Raw genomic sequence first — 16,411 nt, 5'->3', positions numbered from 1 at the left:
TAAAGTATAGCTAAATTTAATATATCACATCAAATGGAAATCACTCCCTATGAATGAAGCTACGGTTTATCCTTAATTCAAAAATTTTCCTATACTAAATGATAATCCTTAGAATTTTTTAGAAAGGTTAGGTAATAGCTTTTAAAGTACGCTAGTGGAATTTATGTGCGGAGAAATTCTAGATTTTTTGATATAGTAGAATTATTAAGTATTGGAGGTTATATATATGGCAAAAGAAAGCTCATTTGACATTGTTTCAGAAGTCGATTTTTCTGAAGTTAAAAATGCAGTAGCGTTAGCGACAAAAGAACTCAAAACTCGATATGATTTTAAAGGAAGTAAAAGTAGTATTTCTTTAGACAACGAGGAACTTGTCCTTGTTTCTGATGATGAATATAAATTAGATCAGTTGAAAGATGTATTAATAAGTAATTTGAATAAGCGGAATGTATCTATAAAGAATTTAGATCACGGTAAAATTGAAGGAGCTTCAGGTGGAACTGTACGCCAACGCACGAAATTAATTCAAGGTATTGATAAAGATATGGCAAGAGAAATCACCAAAATCATTAAAGAAAGTGGCGTTAAAGTAAAGAGCCAAATTCAAGATGATCAAGTCCGTGTAACTGGGAAAAACAGAGATGACTTACAAGCAATTATTGCAGCTATAAGAAAAGCAGATTTACCGATTGACACTCAATTTACGAATTACCGATAAGTCGAAAGAATTTAGACATACGTTCAACTTTACAACGATTATAGGTAGCATCCTAAAACAATTAGCCAAAAAAATAACCCATTTGAGTACTAAACTCGATAATGGGTTATTTTTTATGGATAGCTAAATGAGCAAAACTATAAAATATAAAAAATATACAAACGCAACATGACTGCACTTGGAAACATGTCTGAAAAGGTCGAAATGTTTTTTTAACCAGAATTGTGATATCGACAGCAACTGACTACAGAGTTTTGCTATGTTTAATGTAAAAAAAGAGAGGTAATTAAATGCTTAATAATTTTGGTTTCTCAGAGTGGGTCATTTTATTTTTATTTATGGTAGTCATAATGGGTATTGTTACAATCAAAGCAGTTGAACATGATAAAGATAATAAGGATGCAAATATGCTTTAACCTCTACACTTATAAGTTGAGATGGTTTTTATGATGGGCAATGAATCGATAAAATCACTCCCAATTGATGATTCCATTGAACTCTCTATACTCCTTGGTTGCTGTTAGGAATTGATCGAGAGCAAGGGTAGTTAATTCGACCTTTTCGTTTAAATAACATTTTGTATAATGATATTAGAATTTGAGTCCAATAAAATGACCGTTTGGTGGGTCAACATCAAACGATCAATGTATCAGCAGGTTCCCTTTAAGGGAATTGACTAGAACAGGCAGTAACCCATCTGAGCTCTAACTCAAGGATGGGTTATTTTTTATGGTAATGAATTAGGTACCTTACTTAAGACGAACTTCACTTTCTCTATGAGTTGATTCACTTATTTCCCTTTGGTATAATGAAGTTAGAATTTGAGTACAATAAAAAAGACCGTTTGGTGGTCGAACACCAAACGATCATTGTAACAGAAGGTTCCCTTCAAGGGGATTGGCTAGATTAGGCAGTAACCCATCTGAGCGCTAACTCAAGGATGGGTTATTTTTTATGGTTAAATGAAAGTACTAGAACAATCAATGTTGCAAAAGCTACTGCTAACATCATTGCTTCAAATACTGTCATGGCACCACCCCCTTTCGAACGGGAGTGAGCCAACCACCCTTGAGTTACCTATTCCATTACTCTACTATTATACCACACATATGTTCTGCTTTATCTAATGAACCTACAGAATTGCCATAGACCAATCTTGTATATAGGTCCATAAACCATCTTTTGATATTCTCCCTTACTTATATCTACATAATATTTCTTCAGGAATATGACAATAATCATCTGGACATCTAGCTAACCTATCTTGATGTTCTTCTGCACTTCTTACATAGTTTGTAAGAGGTAATACTTCAACAACTATAAGGTCATAATCAATTCTCTCACTAATAAACGCCTTCGCCTCTATTAAGTGTTCAGGCTTTTCACTATATACTCCTGTTCTGTATTTCTCACCAACATCCTGTCCTTGTTTATTCAAACTGTATGGATCAATAATTTCAAATAAATATCCCATTAATTCCTTGATTGTTACAACCGTCGGATCAAACTCTGTTTTTACACATTCGGCGTAGCCATCATAATTACCCTCAAGTGTATGACTTGTTCCATTAGCTCTTCCCGCTTCTGTCGACTTCACTCCAGGTAACGATTTGATAAAAGCTTGTACTCCCCATAAACATCCACCTGCCAAATATACGACTTCCATATCGACACTCCTCTTTTTTAAAAACACCAAAATTTATTCTAAGTAAAGAAAATAATGACAATAGTTATTGTCTACCGTTATTTTATATGCTAATTTTCTGTTATTTCCCATCTAATTTCAACAAAATTCTTTATTAGCAATAAAAAAGCCAAACCGATATTATGCTAATTGGTCTGGCTTTAACAGTTTATTTTATTGTTATCTCTCCCAAAGGAGAACCCGTTAGAAGATACCCTGCTCGTTCTTTTTGTTGGGAAGAATGTCTACGAAGGATTTGTATTCCTCTCCCCCTTTACCACATACTAAGATTCATTCATTTCTGTTTAATTAAACAATAGATATCTAGACATCTTTATTCCAGCAAAAAGCGACCGAATATACAATTTCGGCCGCTGCTAGTCATCGTGAAGTTTTTACTTCTACACAACTCGAACATTTCTTCTGATTGCTATCTTTAAATTTCTTAAATGTTTTCTCAAAGCTGTTTCCACAAGAACATTTAAATTGTAATTTCTGTGAGAATCCTAAATATTCTTTTGAAAGTAAAACACTATCTGAATTCTTTTTCACATATTCACCGATTTCTTGAATCGTCCACTTTTTATTCATATATACACCTCCGATAGTGATTCCAAAATTAAACTCAAGAAGAAGTTTCGGAAACCTTCCATTCAATTAGGCTCATTACTGTCTAATCAACCTGAGTACTATAGTATACCATCACTTCAATGACTGCATTATACTCAAATGATCTTTATGTATAGGAATTTAAATTTTGGAACTATGACAATAATACGAAAAAACAAAGATATGAGTCTCAATGGCTTTGATAATTTATTTTTTTCAATACATATCAAGTTGTCCCTAATACCATTTCAAATTTTAATGTTTAATTTAAATTTTAAAAATCATTAATCTTAGTGTATCGATTGATGAATTAAAAGGCTTAGTAACTAAACTCGTCCTTTTCTGAACACGGCACTCCTAGTTCTCAAAGATAACATTTTGAATCTATTTAATGTAACAAAACTCTGACCATTATTCTATGTTCACAAACCACTCAACCTCACTCTTATGTTACTATTGATATAATATTAAAATGGAAATGAGGAATGATGGTGTTAATTGGATACGCTCGTGTGTCAACAGGTTTACAAAACTTGGATTTACAAACAGATGCACTTACTCAATATGGGTGTGTGAAAATTTTTCACGATAAGATGAGTGGTTCAAAAAAACAACGACCTGGATTAGATGATGCGCTTAAATATGCTCGACAAGGAGATACCATAGTTGTATGGCGTTTAGATCGTCTAGGTAGAAACATGCAAGATTTGATTGACTTGGTGAACAACTTGAATAACCAAAGCATAGGGTTTCACAGCCTTCAAGAGAATATAACTATGGATCGAAGCAACGCCACTGGTCAACTGATGTTTCATCTCTTTGCTGCATTTGCAGAGTTTGAACGAAATCTTATTCAAGAACGTTCTGCAGCAGGACGAGTGGCGGCTAAAGCACGAGGGCGACTAGGTGGTCGTCCAGAGAAGTATGGAGTGAAAGATATTGAAATGATGAAAAATCTTATTGATGGGGGCACCCCAATAAAAGATGTAGCAGAAAGATGGGGCGTCTCTCGAACAACAATCTATCGCTATTTGGAACGTAGTGAATCTGATACCTAAGAGGATATATAAAGAATAAGACTGCACTAATAGATTTAAACAAGTAAGTCATATTATTCGAAAACGATATCGTAAAAGAAATAAAGTGACTTTGCAAAATGGCAGAGTATTTGTCCGTCCGAAGGTTACGTTTACGAGAAATTAATACAAGCAAAGGTACGGCTGTGAAATGCAATGAAAGAAATTAGTGTACTTTAGACGACTCATTAAAATAGTGTTTCAACTATAGAAGAAACATATTTTGCATATTAGACTAGTTAACCAAAATCACTTAATATTTGGAGGCAAAATAATGCTATCACAAAGACAAGACTTTCTAACCTATGAGGAATTCATTGGAAAGCTCAACAATTTTGACGAGAAATTCCTAACAATTCTTTCTCTAGCATCAATGCCTAAACTTCATCATGAAATTTCATCTTTATATGATAAAAATAAAAACATTTACTATCAAAATTATAAAAATAGCCTCTATTTTAACGATAAACGAATACTAAAAATTTCAGTTTTAAATCAAGACGCTACTCGTAAACTAATAGGTATTAGTGAAAACCAAGAAAATATTGAGAAGATTACTTTAAACCTTATAAAAAACGGTTACAAATTCGTTTATAACTATATTAAAAATTCAAGTACTGTAGATTTATATGTTTTAAGACAAAAAAGCTTGAAATTTATTATTGAAAATAAATTAGCACAAACATTTGGTTCAGCCCACCTCTTTTCAATAGCTTTATATCTATGTAAACATTTTAAAAAGAAAATATTAATAGAAAAAGATTTATTTATTGTAAAGTTAATTAACGATTCTTTAGATCAACTTAATCAAGATTTGATGCTCAAAGATTTAAACGGTACTTATGAAGAAGAAATTCAGAAATTCTTAAAAATGTATCCGGGGTTGTCTCTGAAAAAGAACACCAGTTTGCCTTTAAATCACTTTTTAACTAATCTAAATCATATTTATAAACTACAAAGAGCCAAAGGTTTAAAAATTATTCAAAGTGATGAGGCTTTTAATTCTTTAGCAGATGATCACGATGTACTTCATGGTCTTTCCTTCATTGCGACTTATCTTGCGTATAATAATATAGATTTCATAGATTTACAAAATATTACACCAGTTAACTATAACGTGGTTGAGGATATTCTGAAATTTTGTTATTCATATAGCGATCCTCAAGAAAGCGTCCCAGAAAAATTTGGTATGCTCATGATTACTCAAGCTCTTATAAATGATTATAAAAAAACTAAAGATGAATTACTTACTACTTCAATGGAGGAGGCACTAATTGCAGCAAAGAGTAGTCAAGAAAGCTATGAGGCTAAATTAAGCCTTCTTAAAATAAATGAAGAGAATAGAGAAAAAGAATTTGTTTTATTAAAAAGCACTATTTCTCAGATGAACAACACTATAGATTTACTAAATTTGAAAAATAAAAAAGTAGAAATTCGTTATGAAAAGACTTTGGAGAAAAGTAATGAACTATCACTACAAATTAAAGAATTAAAAAACCAACTCGCGAATTCTATTAAAGTATCATTAGAATGGGATTTAAAAAATATAATTAAATCTTTGTCATGTATAAAAGGAATAATTATTGGCGGAGACATTAAATGGCAAAGATCATTATTTGAGTGTCTTCCAAGCTTCAAATTCATTGAACCAGATGAACTTAACAAAGACCTAAGCTTTATAAAAAATGCTGACGTTATATTTTTTAACAGCTCTTATAATAGCCATAGTATGTTTAATAAGGTCCAAAATGAAATAAGAAATAGTAATTTACCCCTTCATTATTGTGGACCAACTACAAACATTGAGAAAAGTATTGAACATATTTTTTCCTGCGTATTCCTAAAGTAATCATTACTTAAAGAATTAATGAGACAAATGATAGACTATATTATTTATCTTTAATAAAGGTAATCCCTATAATCCCTAATTTAGCTTTTAAAGCTATAAGTCAAAGAATGATCACCATTTTCTAAGTAGCGATAAGATGGATTATCACTACTCAGAATGAGTCACTATACTCAAGCAAAATTTCTTATAAATATTTTTTGCGAATATAATATTGACTAAACAAGTGGTGGGTGAAAACGATATGTTTGCTCGTTACCTCTATCACTTCAGCCACAGGACCACCTGACAAAATACATTTTATCTCCTAATATTGATTGAATGTATTTCAAAACCTGATTCTAAAATTCGGTTTTTTTGAAAGCCACGTAAAATCGGATGCCATTTCATATACTCATGATAAGCTATCTCTCCCTGTAGACCACTTTGATGTAAAGTATGACGGAATCTCTTAAGATCTTGTATCTGTAAAGATAATAATTCAACAAGTAAAGGTTGGTTTTCTACAGCTTTAATGCCATCTAATGTCCAAATTTTATTACTAATTGGATAGTACATACCATTTGGCATTTCGTAAAATTCAATATCCTTCATAATAAAGTCGTCTGTTCTTCCTGTTATTACAATTTCAAATTTTTCTTCTAATGTATCAAACCAAGTAACACTCAAATGTTGAATTTGAATATCATCGATTAATATACCGTTTTTCCCTTTAATACAGTCACAAAGTAACTTAGCATAATTATCAAGATCCGCCGAAGCCGGTGTTTCATATCTCCTTCCTTCTTGAAGATATAAGATAATCTCAACTTTAACTTCATCTACAAAATAGTAGTGAATATCATTAATTTGCTCTTGAACTTTTGTTTTAAACGAAGCTTTATTTCTATTACCGTACGGAATCGCGGGGAAATTAAACTCTTGGCGATACACTCCCCATAATGGGTTGCAGCCTTTTAAATACTGCTGATATTCGAATTCATTTTCTTCTTCTTTGTGAAATGGATTGACCTTCAAATTTACCATCCCCTTTGCAATTAGATGAACATATGTTGCATGAAGGCTTGTTTTTGTAATCTAAGTGTTGATACTTTTTCTTTTTCTATCTGAATCTTTTCATCTAATTTTGAAGAGAAAGCCCCAATTTTCTTTTGTTCTTCTATTAACGGTAATTTAACTATCACACTTAGAAAATCGATTGCATGAATTCTATATTGACCATATAAAGCACCTTGTCTATACTTTAAAATTTCATGCAAAACGTTTTTTTGCTGAATTAAACATTCTGCAAATTCGGCAACCGTCGTACTTTTCACTTTAAATATTTCATATACATCGGATATAACCGCTGTACCATATTTATTTCTGCCAATAGCTCCGACATCCAAATTATTTGAACTATAAATTAAGTCATTAAATTCCGTTCTCTTATAAGTTTTATTTTCGTTTTTCACAAGAAACTCTCTATCAAATCTAGCGCCTTTTTCTTCTACCCCACCCGTTGAAGTAAATGCCATTAATGGTGCATCAACTGTCGGAATTTGTTTAATATTTCTAGATTGAAACAAATCATCAAAAGATGTCTCTTTCCACTCGTGAAAATCCTTGCCCTCATCATCTTTAAATCGAATCTCTCGCTTAAAGATTTTCTGCATAAGCCCTTTTTTCTGTACTTCCAATAACTTGATTTTTTCTGATTGTTTTTGAATTTTATTGTCTAACATGAGTAAGAAAGCTGCATGTTTTTCTTGTAATTTAATAGGAATCAAAGGAATATTTACATCATTTAAAATACCTTGGCTAAGATTATTTATGTTAGTACCACCAGATACTTTTCGAATTTGTTTTTTTATTAATTCTTCACAATATAACAAGAAAGCTGCTGATATTTGTTCACTTTTTATTCTGCCTCTAATTATAAATCCTGAATAATAAACATCTTCGTCTAATTCATCAACAAGTATCATGCGACCTATAAGGTTTTTATTACCATTTGATCTTACAAATAATAAATCATTCTTTTGCAACTTATAATCGCTGCTTGGTTTTTGAGAAAGGTTTATTCTTTCTAAGCTTTTGACATTCTTAAGTTGCTGTTCACGGAAGTTTCTTACTCCTACCGAATAAACATTTACACCGGAATCTGATTTCAAGTAATTAAGTCCATTTTTAAATTCTAATAACTCACCTAAAGTAATGCTTTTAACAGTCATTTTTATACTCCCAACTCTTTAAAGTACCGAGCTAGTTCAACATCTATCTCAACAATCTCTTCATCGATTTCCTTCAATCGTTTTGAAACAACTTCTAAATCAATTGCCTCTTCTTCTTCAAATGTATCTACGTAACGGGGGATATTTAAGTTGTATTCATTTTCTTTAATTTCATTTAATGATGCTGCATATGAATATTTCTCAATAGTTTCTCGTGAGGTATATGTTTCTACTATTTTTTCAACATTATCATCTGTTAAAATATTTTGGTTCTTCCCTTTTTCGAATTCATTAGACGCGTCAATGAAAATCACATTGTCATTAGATTCACGGGACTTTTTAAATACTAAAATACATGTCGGTATAGAAGTACCAAAAAACACATTCGCTGGAAGTCCAATAACTGCATCTAAGTAATTCTTTTCTTCAATCAAATATTTGCGAATAATACCCTCTGCTGCCCCGCGGAATAAAACGCCATGGGGAAGAACGACGGCCATTTTTCCATTGTCGTCAAGTTGATGGATCATATGTTGAACAAATGCAAAATCAGCTTTTGATTTTGGAGCTAGTTTTCCGTAAGCACTGAAACGATCATCGTCAAAATATTTTGCATCTGCACTCCAGTTAGCACTGTATGGTGGATTAGCTACGACTGCTTCAAAACGCATATCGATGTGACGAGGGTTTTCTAAAGTATCGTCATTTTTAATATCAAAGTCTGTGTAGCGTAAGTCATGTAGCAACATGTTCATTCGCGCTAAGTTGAATGTTGTTGTTGTAAGTTCTTGTCCATAAAACAAACGGACATTGGATTCTTTAGCAACTCGTAACATAAGAGAGCCTGATCCACATGTAGGGTCATAAACATTTCTTAAATTGGGTTTATTATGCGTAACTATTTTCGCTAAGATTTTCGAAACTTGTTGTGGCGTGTAAAACTCGCCTGCTTTCTTCCCTGCGTTTGCAGCGAACTGAGAGATTAAGTATTCATAGGCATCTCCTAATACATCAATATCAACATCATCATGTAAGAATGGAATTTCGTTGATGCTCACCATGATCTTAGCAATCAGTTTTGAGCGTGACTTTACATCACGTCCCAATTTAGAAGACGTTAAATCCATGTCGTCAAATAAATTTTCGAAATCTTGTTGGCTGTTTGTTCCTAACGAAGACTGTTCAATGGCTTTAATGGCTTTATGTAGAAGCTCAATGTCGAAGTTCCCTTTTTCGCCTATATGAATTTCTTTGACCATCGAAGAGAAAAGAAATTCAGGTTCAATCACGAAACCGATTTCTTCAAGTAAAGTTTCGATTAAACCTTCTTTATATTCTTCGTCTTTCCACGCATCTTCGTAAGCGATATTGTCTTCTTCTAGTAATTTTTCAATACGTGCTTCCGTCTTTTCAGAAAGGTAGCGATAGAAAATCAACCCTAAGATATAGTTTTTAAAATCGTATGCTTCCATTTGACCACGCAAATCATTGGCCATTGTCCATAGTTTTTTATGCAATTCTGCTTGTTGGAGCCGTTGTTTTTCTGAAGTTGTCATGTATAAAATCTCCTCAATTTATGAGTACTTGCGTACATTGGAATAAATAAAATCTTTCAAGGCTTGCACGCGTTTTCGCTTTTCTTTGAATGGGGCTTTAATGGCATCGTTGATTTCTTGGTCTGGAGAAACTCCTTTGAACTCAAATTCATGCAAGAAATATTCTAGCTTTTCTTCTGCCACTTGGAGTTGCTGTGACATTAGTTGAATTTCTTGTTTCCGTCTATCATTTTCGAAATCATGGAATTTTTGATCAACAGAATCATTGTTTGTGAGTGTTGGAGCTACACGTTTCAGGAATTCAAGCAATAAATCTCGTTTCAAACGCATTTCGTCACTAGCTGAGGCATTTACTTCTTTAATCGCTCTTCTTACCGCAACATCACGTTCTTGTTTATCTTCAAAGTTAATATTACGTAACAATTCAAGAATATAATCCACATCAATACGATCTGTTTGCATCAATTCAATTTCAAAATCGACGTCATCAATGACAGAAACTTTCTGAACTTCTGTTTTCTGATTGATTTCATACAGATGAAGATATTTACTTCGAAAATCTTGATAGGTTTGCTCATCAATACCAAGCTCTTCTGCTTCAAAATCGAATTCCACAAACGTTTTAAGTTTTGTAAGGACTTTTGTGAGATCGCGGAAAGCTATAACAAATTCTTTTTGTTTTGTTTCACCTTCAAGATCATCAACTGTTTGAGGCGAGTTTGCAACTTGCAGTAAAATCTCCAATTGATCCTTAAAATCAGCAAGATATTGATTGTATTCTTTCATTAATACAACACCTGTATCTCCAGTTTGTGAGAACAAACGAATTGCTTCGTCCGTAGCGTCTTTTAAATTACGATAACAAACGATGTTGCCGTACATTTTCTTTGGACCTTCTACACGATTAGTTCGTGAAAAGGCTTGAATCAAGTTATGGTGTTTCAAGTTACGGTCGACATAAAGAGTACTAAGTGTTTTTGCGTCAAAGCCAGTTAAGAACATATCCACTACAATTAACAAATCTATTTGAGTAGTTTTTATTTTCTTTGAGACATCCGCAAAATATGATGAGAACTTATCTGTAGAGAAGTTCGTCCCAAATTCTCCATTATAGTCTGTAATGATGCGCTCAAGAGAATGTCTAGAGTGTTCTTGATTTTCTACACTTTCTTCATTGGTTCCATAAGTGAAAATGGATGTGATTTTCAGCTTTGTGTCTAGTTTTTTGAAAGCATCGTAATATTTAATAGCTGCTGGAATACTTTCAACGGTTAAAATAGCTGTGTATTTTTTATTGTTCGTTTTATTCCCATGAACATCCGTAATGTGTTTAGCGATATTCGTAATTCGAGATTCAGACATCCATAGCTCTTGTTGGTCAATACCTGGAGCCTTTGTTACATCGTCTATCCCTTCTTTACCTTTAATCGTACGAATATATTCAACCGAAAAACCTAATACGTTCCCATCATTGATGGCATCTTTAATCAGGTATGTATGAAGACATTCTTTAAATAAGTCAGATGTTGTGCGGCCATCTTGGCTTTTATTCGCAACAAAGCGAGGGGTACCTGTAAAACCAATATATTGCGCTTTTTTGAAATGCTTTTTAATTAAACGGTTCATCTCACCAAATTGAGAACGATGACATTCATCAATAATGAATACGACTTTTTCATTTTCGTAAAGCTTCATGATAGATTCGTATCGTGAATTCTTCACCGCATTGGCCATCTTTTGAATGGTTGTGATAATTCGCTTTCTAAGTGGGTCTTGAAGTTGATTCACTAAAACGTCTGTTTTATCTGTTGTATCAACTGAGCCTTTTTCGAACTTATTAAATTCCTGCATTGTTTGTGCATCTAAGTCTTTTCGATCGACTAGGAAAATTACTTTTTTAATCTTCTCCTCTTGAGATAGAAGTTCACTTGTTTTAAATGAAGTGAGTGTCTTCCCACTTCCCGTTGTATGCCACACATAGCCATTTTCTTCATTTTCAAGTGTTTGTTTGATAATATTTTCCACGGCATAAATTTGATAAGGCCGCATGACCATTAAGTGTTTGTCCGTTTCGTTTACGATCATATATTTGTTAATAAGGTTTTGAAGCATAACTGGTTCGAAAAATGTTTTAGTGAAATCTTCTAATTGTGCGATTCGCTTGTTCGAATCGTCTGACCAAAAGAACATGTGACTCTTCATCGGTTCACGATCAGAATTCGCAAAGTACTTTGTATCCACACCATTAGACACCACGAACAGTTGCAGATAGTTAAATAAACCACCGTATGAGTCTTTGCGGTAGCGCATGATTTGGTTATAGCTCTCAGCAAAGTGAAGTCCACGGCGTTTCAACTCAATTTGCACCACTGGTAACCCGTTAATGAGTAGCGTAACATCATAGCGATTTGTATATCTTCCTATAACAGTAGTTTGATGCGTTACTTGAAGATGATTGTTCTTGTAATTTTGTGTATCATATAAAACCAAGTAAAGCGTGCTATCGTCATCACGTGTAATCGTTTCTTTATCACGAAGTATTTTCGCAGACTCAAAAACACTTTTCCCTTCTATTTGCAAGAGTAAGCGTTCAAATTCTTTATCTGATAATGGCGTTCCATCTAGGTTTTCTGTATTTATGCGGTTGATTTGTTTACGGAAATTTTGTTGTAAATGTTCTACGGAAGGGATTGAGACCTTTTCATAGCCAAGTTGAATGAGCTGACGAATCATTTCGTTCTCTAATTGTTGTTCTGATTGATAAGCCATTTAAAATTCCCCCTTTATGGCCATGAGTCTTTTCCCATAATTTTACCACAGTAACTACCCACTGTACCTTGTTTCTAGTAGATATAAGGAATGGTAATCAAGTTGCAAAGTGAAATTAAAAAGCAAATAAATCTATTAAATTTATTTGCTTTCATGATTACATTTATATTTTGTTCCAAATATACATAAACTGTACTGCTTGTGCTTCTAATGCTATAAGATCATCTTCGTTAAAATTGTCATTAACTATTAGTTTTGATTTCTGGATATTAAATATACCAAATTTCACAGTATCTTCTATTGTTTTATCGAAGATAGAATTTTGCATCAACGTTAACGAATCTTTACAAATACGCTTATCTATTTTTTCTTTCTTTCCAGCAAAATATAGCTTTATTAAATATGGCTGTCCATCAATAATAAGCCCTAATTCTGGGCTGGAACGTATTAGTACATCGTTAATTGACCAATGCGCTTTACCTGGATCAAACCATACAACCTCTTTCTTCTTAAAAAATTTCAAATACTCTTTAATTGCATTTCTATAGTTTTCTTGTTTTTTTAGATCCACAGAATTTATTAATTCATACAGATAATCAGTATCGTGATTTTCCGAGTGATATTTAATGATTCCATCTCTTAATGTTTTCCAATAATCAAAGGCTGGATGATATTCGTCTTGATATTTTATTTGTCTTACCATGTTTGCCTGTGCTCCACTGCCTTTTAAAGTGTATTTAATAAATTGTGTTAAACCTAAAGATACCTTCTTCTCGATACTCATAGTAAACCCCCTTTATTTTTCATACAAAAACTAGTCATATATATTTTTATTAGTTACGAAAAGTAATGGTAAAAAGTTTCAAAAATATTATCAATTGTAATAAGAACAGGGATTGTTTAATTTGGAATTTAATATTGGTAAACATTTTTGGTGGTATCAATGCGTTAAATATCGTTCAGTAATACAGTTTCGTATATAGAGAACTTTAATCCCCGTCGAAAATTATTCAAAGGTCCATATAATTCACAAATTTCATTTAGTTAAGACAATCCGGTCTTGTCTTAACCTATAGACAACTCGATTCATTGACTTTTCAGATTATTTCCCTCTGGTTTGCATCTTTAAGAAATGATTTTAATTAGTTCGATCACACCCACTAATAAAGAACACGCGTTCTCATGGGGTTAGTTAAAAAATAGTTTTGCTAAAGTAAAGATAAATAGGAGTCCAGATGCAATCAATAAAAATACACTTGATTGTCTATTTTTTCCCTTGAGTGTAGAAAAGCCTAGTTTTAAAAGTAGTAGAGCTAATGTCATGTTTATAATTGGGACTAAAAGATTGTCATGTTCAGAGTTAATTAACGTAAAAATAGATACAGAAAGAAGGACTAGACCCAAAAACAAATACATTTTCATCTGACTATTCCTCCTTAAGATATGTGTTGTATGGTGTTTTACTTTAAAATAAACTCTACTGCTCACTACAAACGTTTTACCGTTTATTAATAAGTTTAATTTTCGGGTTTTCAGGGTGTATAGAATTTAAAGTGTCAATGATATTTAAATTAGTTAGTGTATCGATGCACTGAGTAACTGATCTGCTAATATAATCATGTATTTGACTATTGTCATTATTAAATAACTCCAATGGTTCCTGCTTAAATTCTTCATTGCTTGAGAAATCGTCACCAAGCAATTCGACTAAGGTTGGCAAGAAATCAACGTTATAATTGCAAATGCTTATAATAGGAATTTCATGATGTTGAAGCCTAAGAGAGTAGTGATCTATAATCCTTCTATTTAGTTTTCCAAAGTCACCATAAGCGATGTTCAACTTCTCAACCCACTGCTCTGGTGAAACGTATTCCACGATTTCAAAATATACATCCAACCATACGACATCGGATACTAGGTGACACAAATATCCAAGATAAAAGGGTTCATGTATAACATGCTTATACGTCTCATAAAATCTCATAATATTTATATGGCTCTTTCCATTGTCGTCAAAATCCTTAAAATGTGTGACACCTTTTGCTACACCCATTAGACCGTGTATATCAGGTGCAATCCCTCCGAGCATAAACTCACTTTTATGTTCGATTTCTAGCTTATCCGCAATTAGTGATGAAATACAGTAATGCATAATTCTAGAACCCATAAAACACCGTCTTTCTTAATGTACATTTTATGTTATTATCATATTTTACCATTTGAGATTTTAATGGTATATGGTTTATATCATAATAGTAGAAATATTTAGGGCTAGCTCTACGTTACGCTATTCGTCTAAATGACAAGATCGTGAGAATAGTTATTTTTCAATTATCATCTCTATCCCCCCAAATTCTTTGGTAAACAGAAAATAACCGTCTACCCCTAAGAAGGTGATGACGGTTATTCCTGTTATTGTAGTACTTAGTTATATCTCATTATAAAGAGGCAGTGTAAAACATAACGTGTGGTGATTCGCTTGATCAAGAGGCGTTAGTTATCATTTCGCTTCTAAAGCCGCTACTTCCTCGTTTTGAAATTGTTCTGCTTCCGTTGAACCTGATAACGCCGTAGTGGATGATGTTCCTCCTGAAATGACGAGTGAAATTTCATCAAAGTAACCTGTTCCAACCTCACGCTGATGGCGAGTTGCTGTGTAGCCGTCTTGTTCAGCCGCGAACTCCGCTTCCTGCAACTCAGAATAAGCAGACATGCCTCTCTCTTTATATCCTTTCGCAAGTTCGAACATCCCGTAATTCAATACATGGAAGCCAGCGAGTGTAACGAATTGGAATTTGTAGCCCATTTTCCCAAGCTCTTGTTGGAAGTTTGCAATTGTTTTTTCATCCAGTTTCTTTTTCCAATTGAATGAAGGAGAGCAGTTATAAGCAAGCAGTTTGCCAGGGAATTTCGCATGAATGGCTTCAGCAAACTTTTGAGCTTCATCAATATTTGGTTCAGACGTTTCACACCAAATTAAATCTGCATATGGCGCATACGCAAGACCTCGAGCAATCGCTTGTTCGATCCCGTCATTCGTATGATAGAATCCTTCCGGCGTCCGCTCACCAGTAATAAATTGATGATCATACGGGTCCACATCGCTCGTGATTAGATTAGCCGCATTTGCATCAGTACGAGCAATTATTACCGTCGGTACACCCATAACATCTGCCGCTAAACGTGCAGCAATCAGATTGCGGATGGCAGTTTGAGTAGGAAGCAAGACTTTTCCTCCCAGGTGACCACATTTCTTTTCAGAGGAAAGTTGGTCTTCTAAATGAACCCCACCTGCTCCCGCTTCAATCATCGCTTTCGTTAATTCAAATACATTCAGTGTTCCACCAAACCCAGCTTCCATATCCGCTACAATCGGGGCGTACCAATATGTATCGCCCTTACCTTCCGCTTGCTGAATTTGATCAGCACGTTGCAATGTCTGATTAATTCGTTTCACAACTTGTGGTACGCTATTGCTTGGATACAGGCTTTGGTCTGGATACATATGCCCTGAAAGATTGGCATCCGCAGCTACTTGCCAACCACTCAAATAAATTGCTTTCAATCCCGCTTTTACTTGTTGCATCGCTTGATTTCCAGTCAGTGCGCCGAGTGCATTCACATAGTTTTCTTTATTCACAAGATCCCAAAGCCTGTTAGCACCTAAAGTAGCAAGTGTTTGTTCAACTACGATTGAACCTCTTAATTTGATGACCTGTTCAGCTGTATACGAACGTTCTACACCATTCCAACGATCCTCACTCCAACTTTTCGTTAATGCGTCAGCTTGCTGTTTGCGATTTCCCAATTTTTCTATCTCCCTTTTACTTTAATTATCTTAATACACACAAACATTACATTATTGTTATATAACAAGTAGGCCAAAAAAATTTAATCGATATCTGCACAGCACTGAATACACTCTTTGAAACTAGTAAAT

Annotated in this window: 13 protein-coding genes; 3 read left to right on the top strand and 10 right to left on the bottom strand. The window is 33.6% G+C overall.

Annotated features, from left to right (window positions below; genetic code table 11):
- Nucleotides 1–226: 226 nt before the first annotated feature.
- Nucleotides 227–718 (top strand): YajQ family cyclic di-GMP-binding protein, encoded by a 492-nt coding sequence (locus tag ACHUE4_RS03120; protein WP_394187873.1) that lies wholly within the window; start codon nt 227–229, stop codon nt 716–718.
- A gap of 945 nt (nt 719–1,663) precedes the next feature.
- Here the strand turns inward: ACHUE4_RS03120 and ACHUE4_RS03115 are convergent.
- The 3 genes from ACHUE4_RS03115 to ACHUE4_RS03105 form a co-directional block, all read right to left on the bottom strand.
- The gene (locus ACHUE4_RS03115; RefSeq protein ID WP_394188099.1) at nt 1,664–1,747 is read right to left on the bottom strand and encodes a putative holin-like toxin; all 84 of its coding nucleotides are present in this window, start codon (nt 1,745–1,747) and stop codon (nt 1,664–1,666) included.
- A gap of 166 nt (nt 1,748–1,913) precedes the next feature.
- A complete protein-coding gene (locus ACHUE4_RS03110; RefSeq protein WP_394187872.1) occupies nt 1,914–2,384 on the bottom strand; it encodes a peptide-methionine (S)-S-oxide reductase in 471 nt (156 codons plus the stop codon).
- 399 nt (nt 2,385–2,783) lie between these two features.
- Nucleotides 2,784–2,993: a hypothetical protein gene (locus ACHUE4_RS03105; protein ID WP_394187871.1), complete on the bottom strand. Its 210-nt coding sequence runs from the start codon at nt 2,991–2,993 to the stop codon at nt 2,784–2,786.
- A 509-nt stretch (nt 2,994–3,502) separates the two neighbouring features.
- Here ACHUE4_RS03105 and ACHUE4_RS03100 point away from each other — a divergent pair.
- Nucleotides 3,503–4,069 (top strand): recombinase family protein, encoded by a 567-nt coding sequence (locus tag ACHUE4_RS03100; RefSeq protein ID WP_394187870.1) that lies wholly within the window; start codon nt 3,503–3,505, stop codon nt 4,067–4,069.
- A gap of 292 nt (nt 4,070–4,361) precedes the next feature.
- The gene (locus ACHUE4_RS03095) at nt 4,362–5,936 is read left to right on the top strand and encodes a hypothetical protein (RefSeq protein ID WP_394187869.1); all 1,575 of its coding nucleotides are present in this window, start codon (nt 4,362–4,364) and stop codon (nt 5,934–5,936) included.
- A 297-nt stretch (nt 5,937–6,233) separates the two neighbouring features.
- Here the strand turns inward: ACHUE4_RS03095 and ACHUE4_RS03090 are convergent, their stop codons facing one another.
- The 7 genes from ACHUE4_RS03090 to aceA form a co-directional block, all read right to left on the bottom strand.
- On the bottom strand, nt 6,234–6,950 hold the full coding sequence (locus ACHUE4_RS03090) for a RusA family crossover junction endodeoxyribonuclease (RefSeq protein ID WP_394187868.1): 717 nt from the start codon (nt 6,948–6,950) through the stop codon (nt 6,234–6,236).
- 20 nt (nt 6,951–6,970) lie between these two features.
- Nucleotides 6,971–8,146, bottom strand: coding sequence for a restriction endonuclease subunit S (locus tag ACHUE4_RS03085; RefSeq protein ID WP_394187867.1), 1,176 nt, complete (start codon nt 8,144–8,146; stop codon nt 6,971–6,973).
- Nucleotides 8,147–8,148: 2 nt separating this feature from the next.
- Nucleotides 8,149–9,702: a type I restriction-modification system subunit M gene (locus tag ACHUE4_RS03080; protein ID WP_394187866.1), complete on the bottom strand. Its 1,554-nt coding sequence runs from the start codon at nt 9,700–9,702 to the stop codon at nt 8,149–8,151.
- A gap of 18 nt (nt 9,703–9,720) precedes the next feature.
- Entirely contained in the window at nt 9,721–12,471 is a 2,751-nt protein-coding gene (locus ACHUE4_RS03075) for a type I restriction endonuclease subunit R (RefSeq protein ID WP_394187865.1), read from the bottom strand.
- Between the two features lie 163 nt (nt 12,472–12,634).
- Nucleotides 12,635–13,255, bottom strand: a complete 621-nt coding sequence (locus ACHUE4_RS03070; protein WP_394187864.1) for a hypothetical protein — start codon at nt 13,253–13,255, stop codon at nt 12,635–12,637.
- Nucleotides 13,256–13,969: 714 nt separating this feature from the next.
- Complete coding sequence (locus ACHUE4_RS03065; RefSeq protein WP_394187863.1) at nt 13,970–14,623, bottom strand: zinc dependent phospholipase C family protein; 654 nt, start codon at nt 14,621–14,623, stop codon at nt 13,970–13,972.
- Between the two features lie 348 nt (nt 14,624–14,971).
- Entirely contained in the window at nt 14,972–16,279 is a 1,308-nt protein-coding gene (gene aceA / locus ACHUE4_RS03060; protein ID WP_394187862.1) for an isocitrate lyase, read from the bottom strand.
- Between the last annotated feature and the right edge of the window lie 132 nt (nt 16,280–16,411).

Source organism: Paenisporosarcina quisquiliarum (genome assembly GCF_043641925.1).
GTDB lineage: Bacteria > Bacillota > Bacilli > Bacillales_A > Planococcaceae > Paenisporosarcina > Paenisporosarcina quisquiliarum_A.
This window is presented reverse-complemented; position numbering and strand designations above follow the sequence as displayed.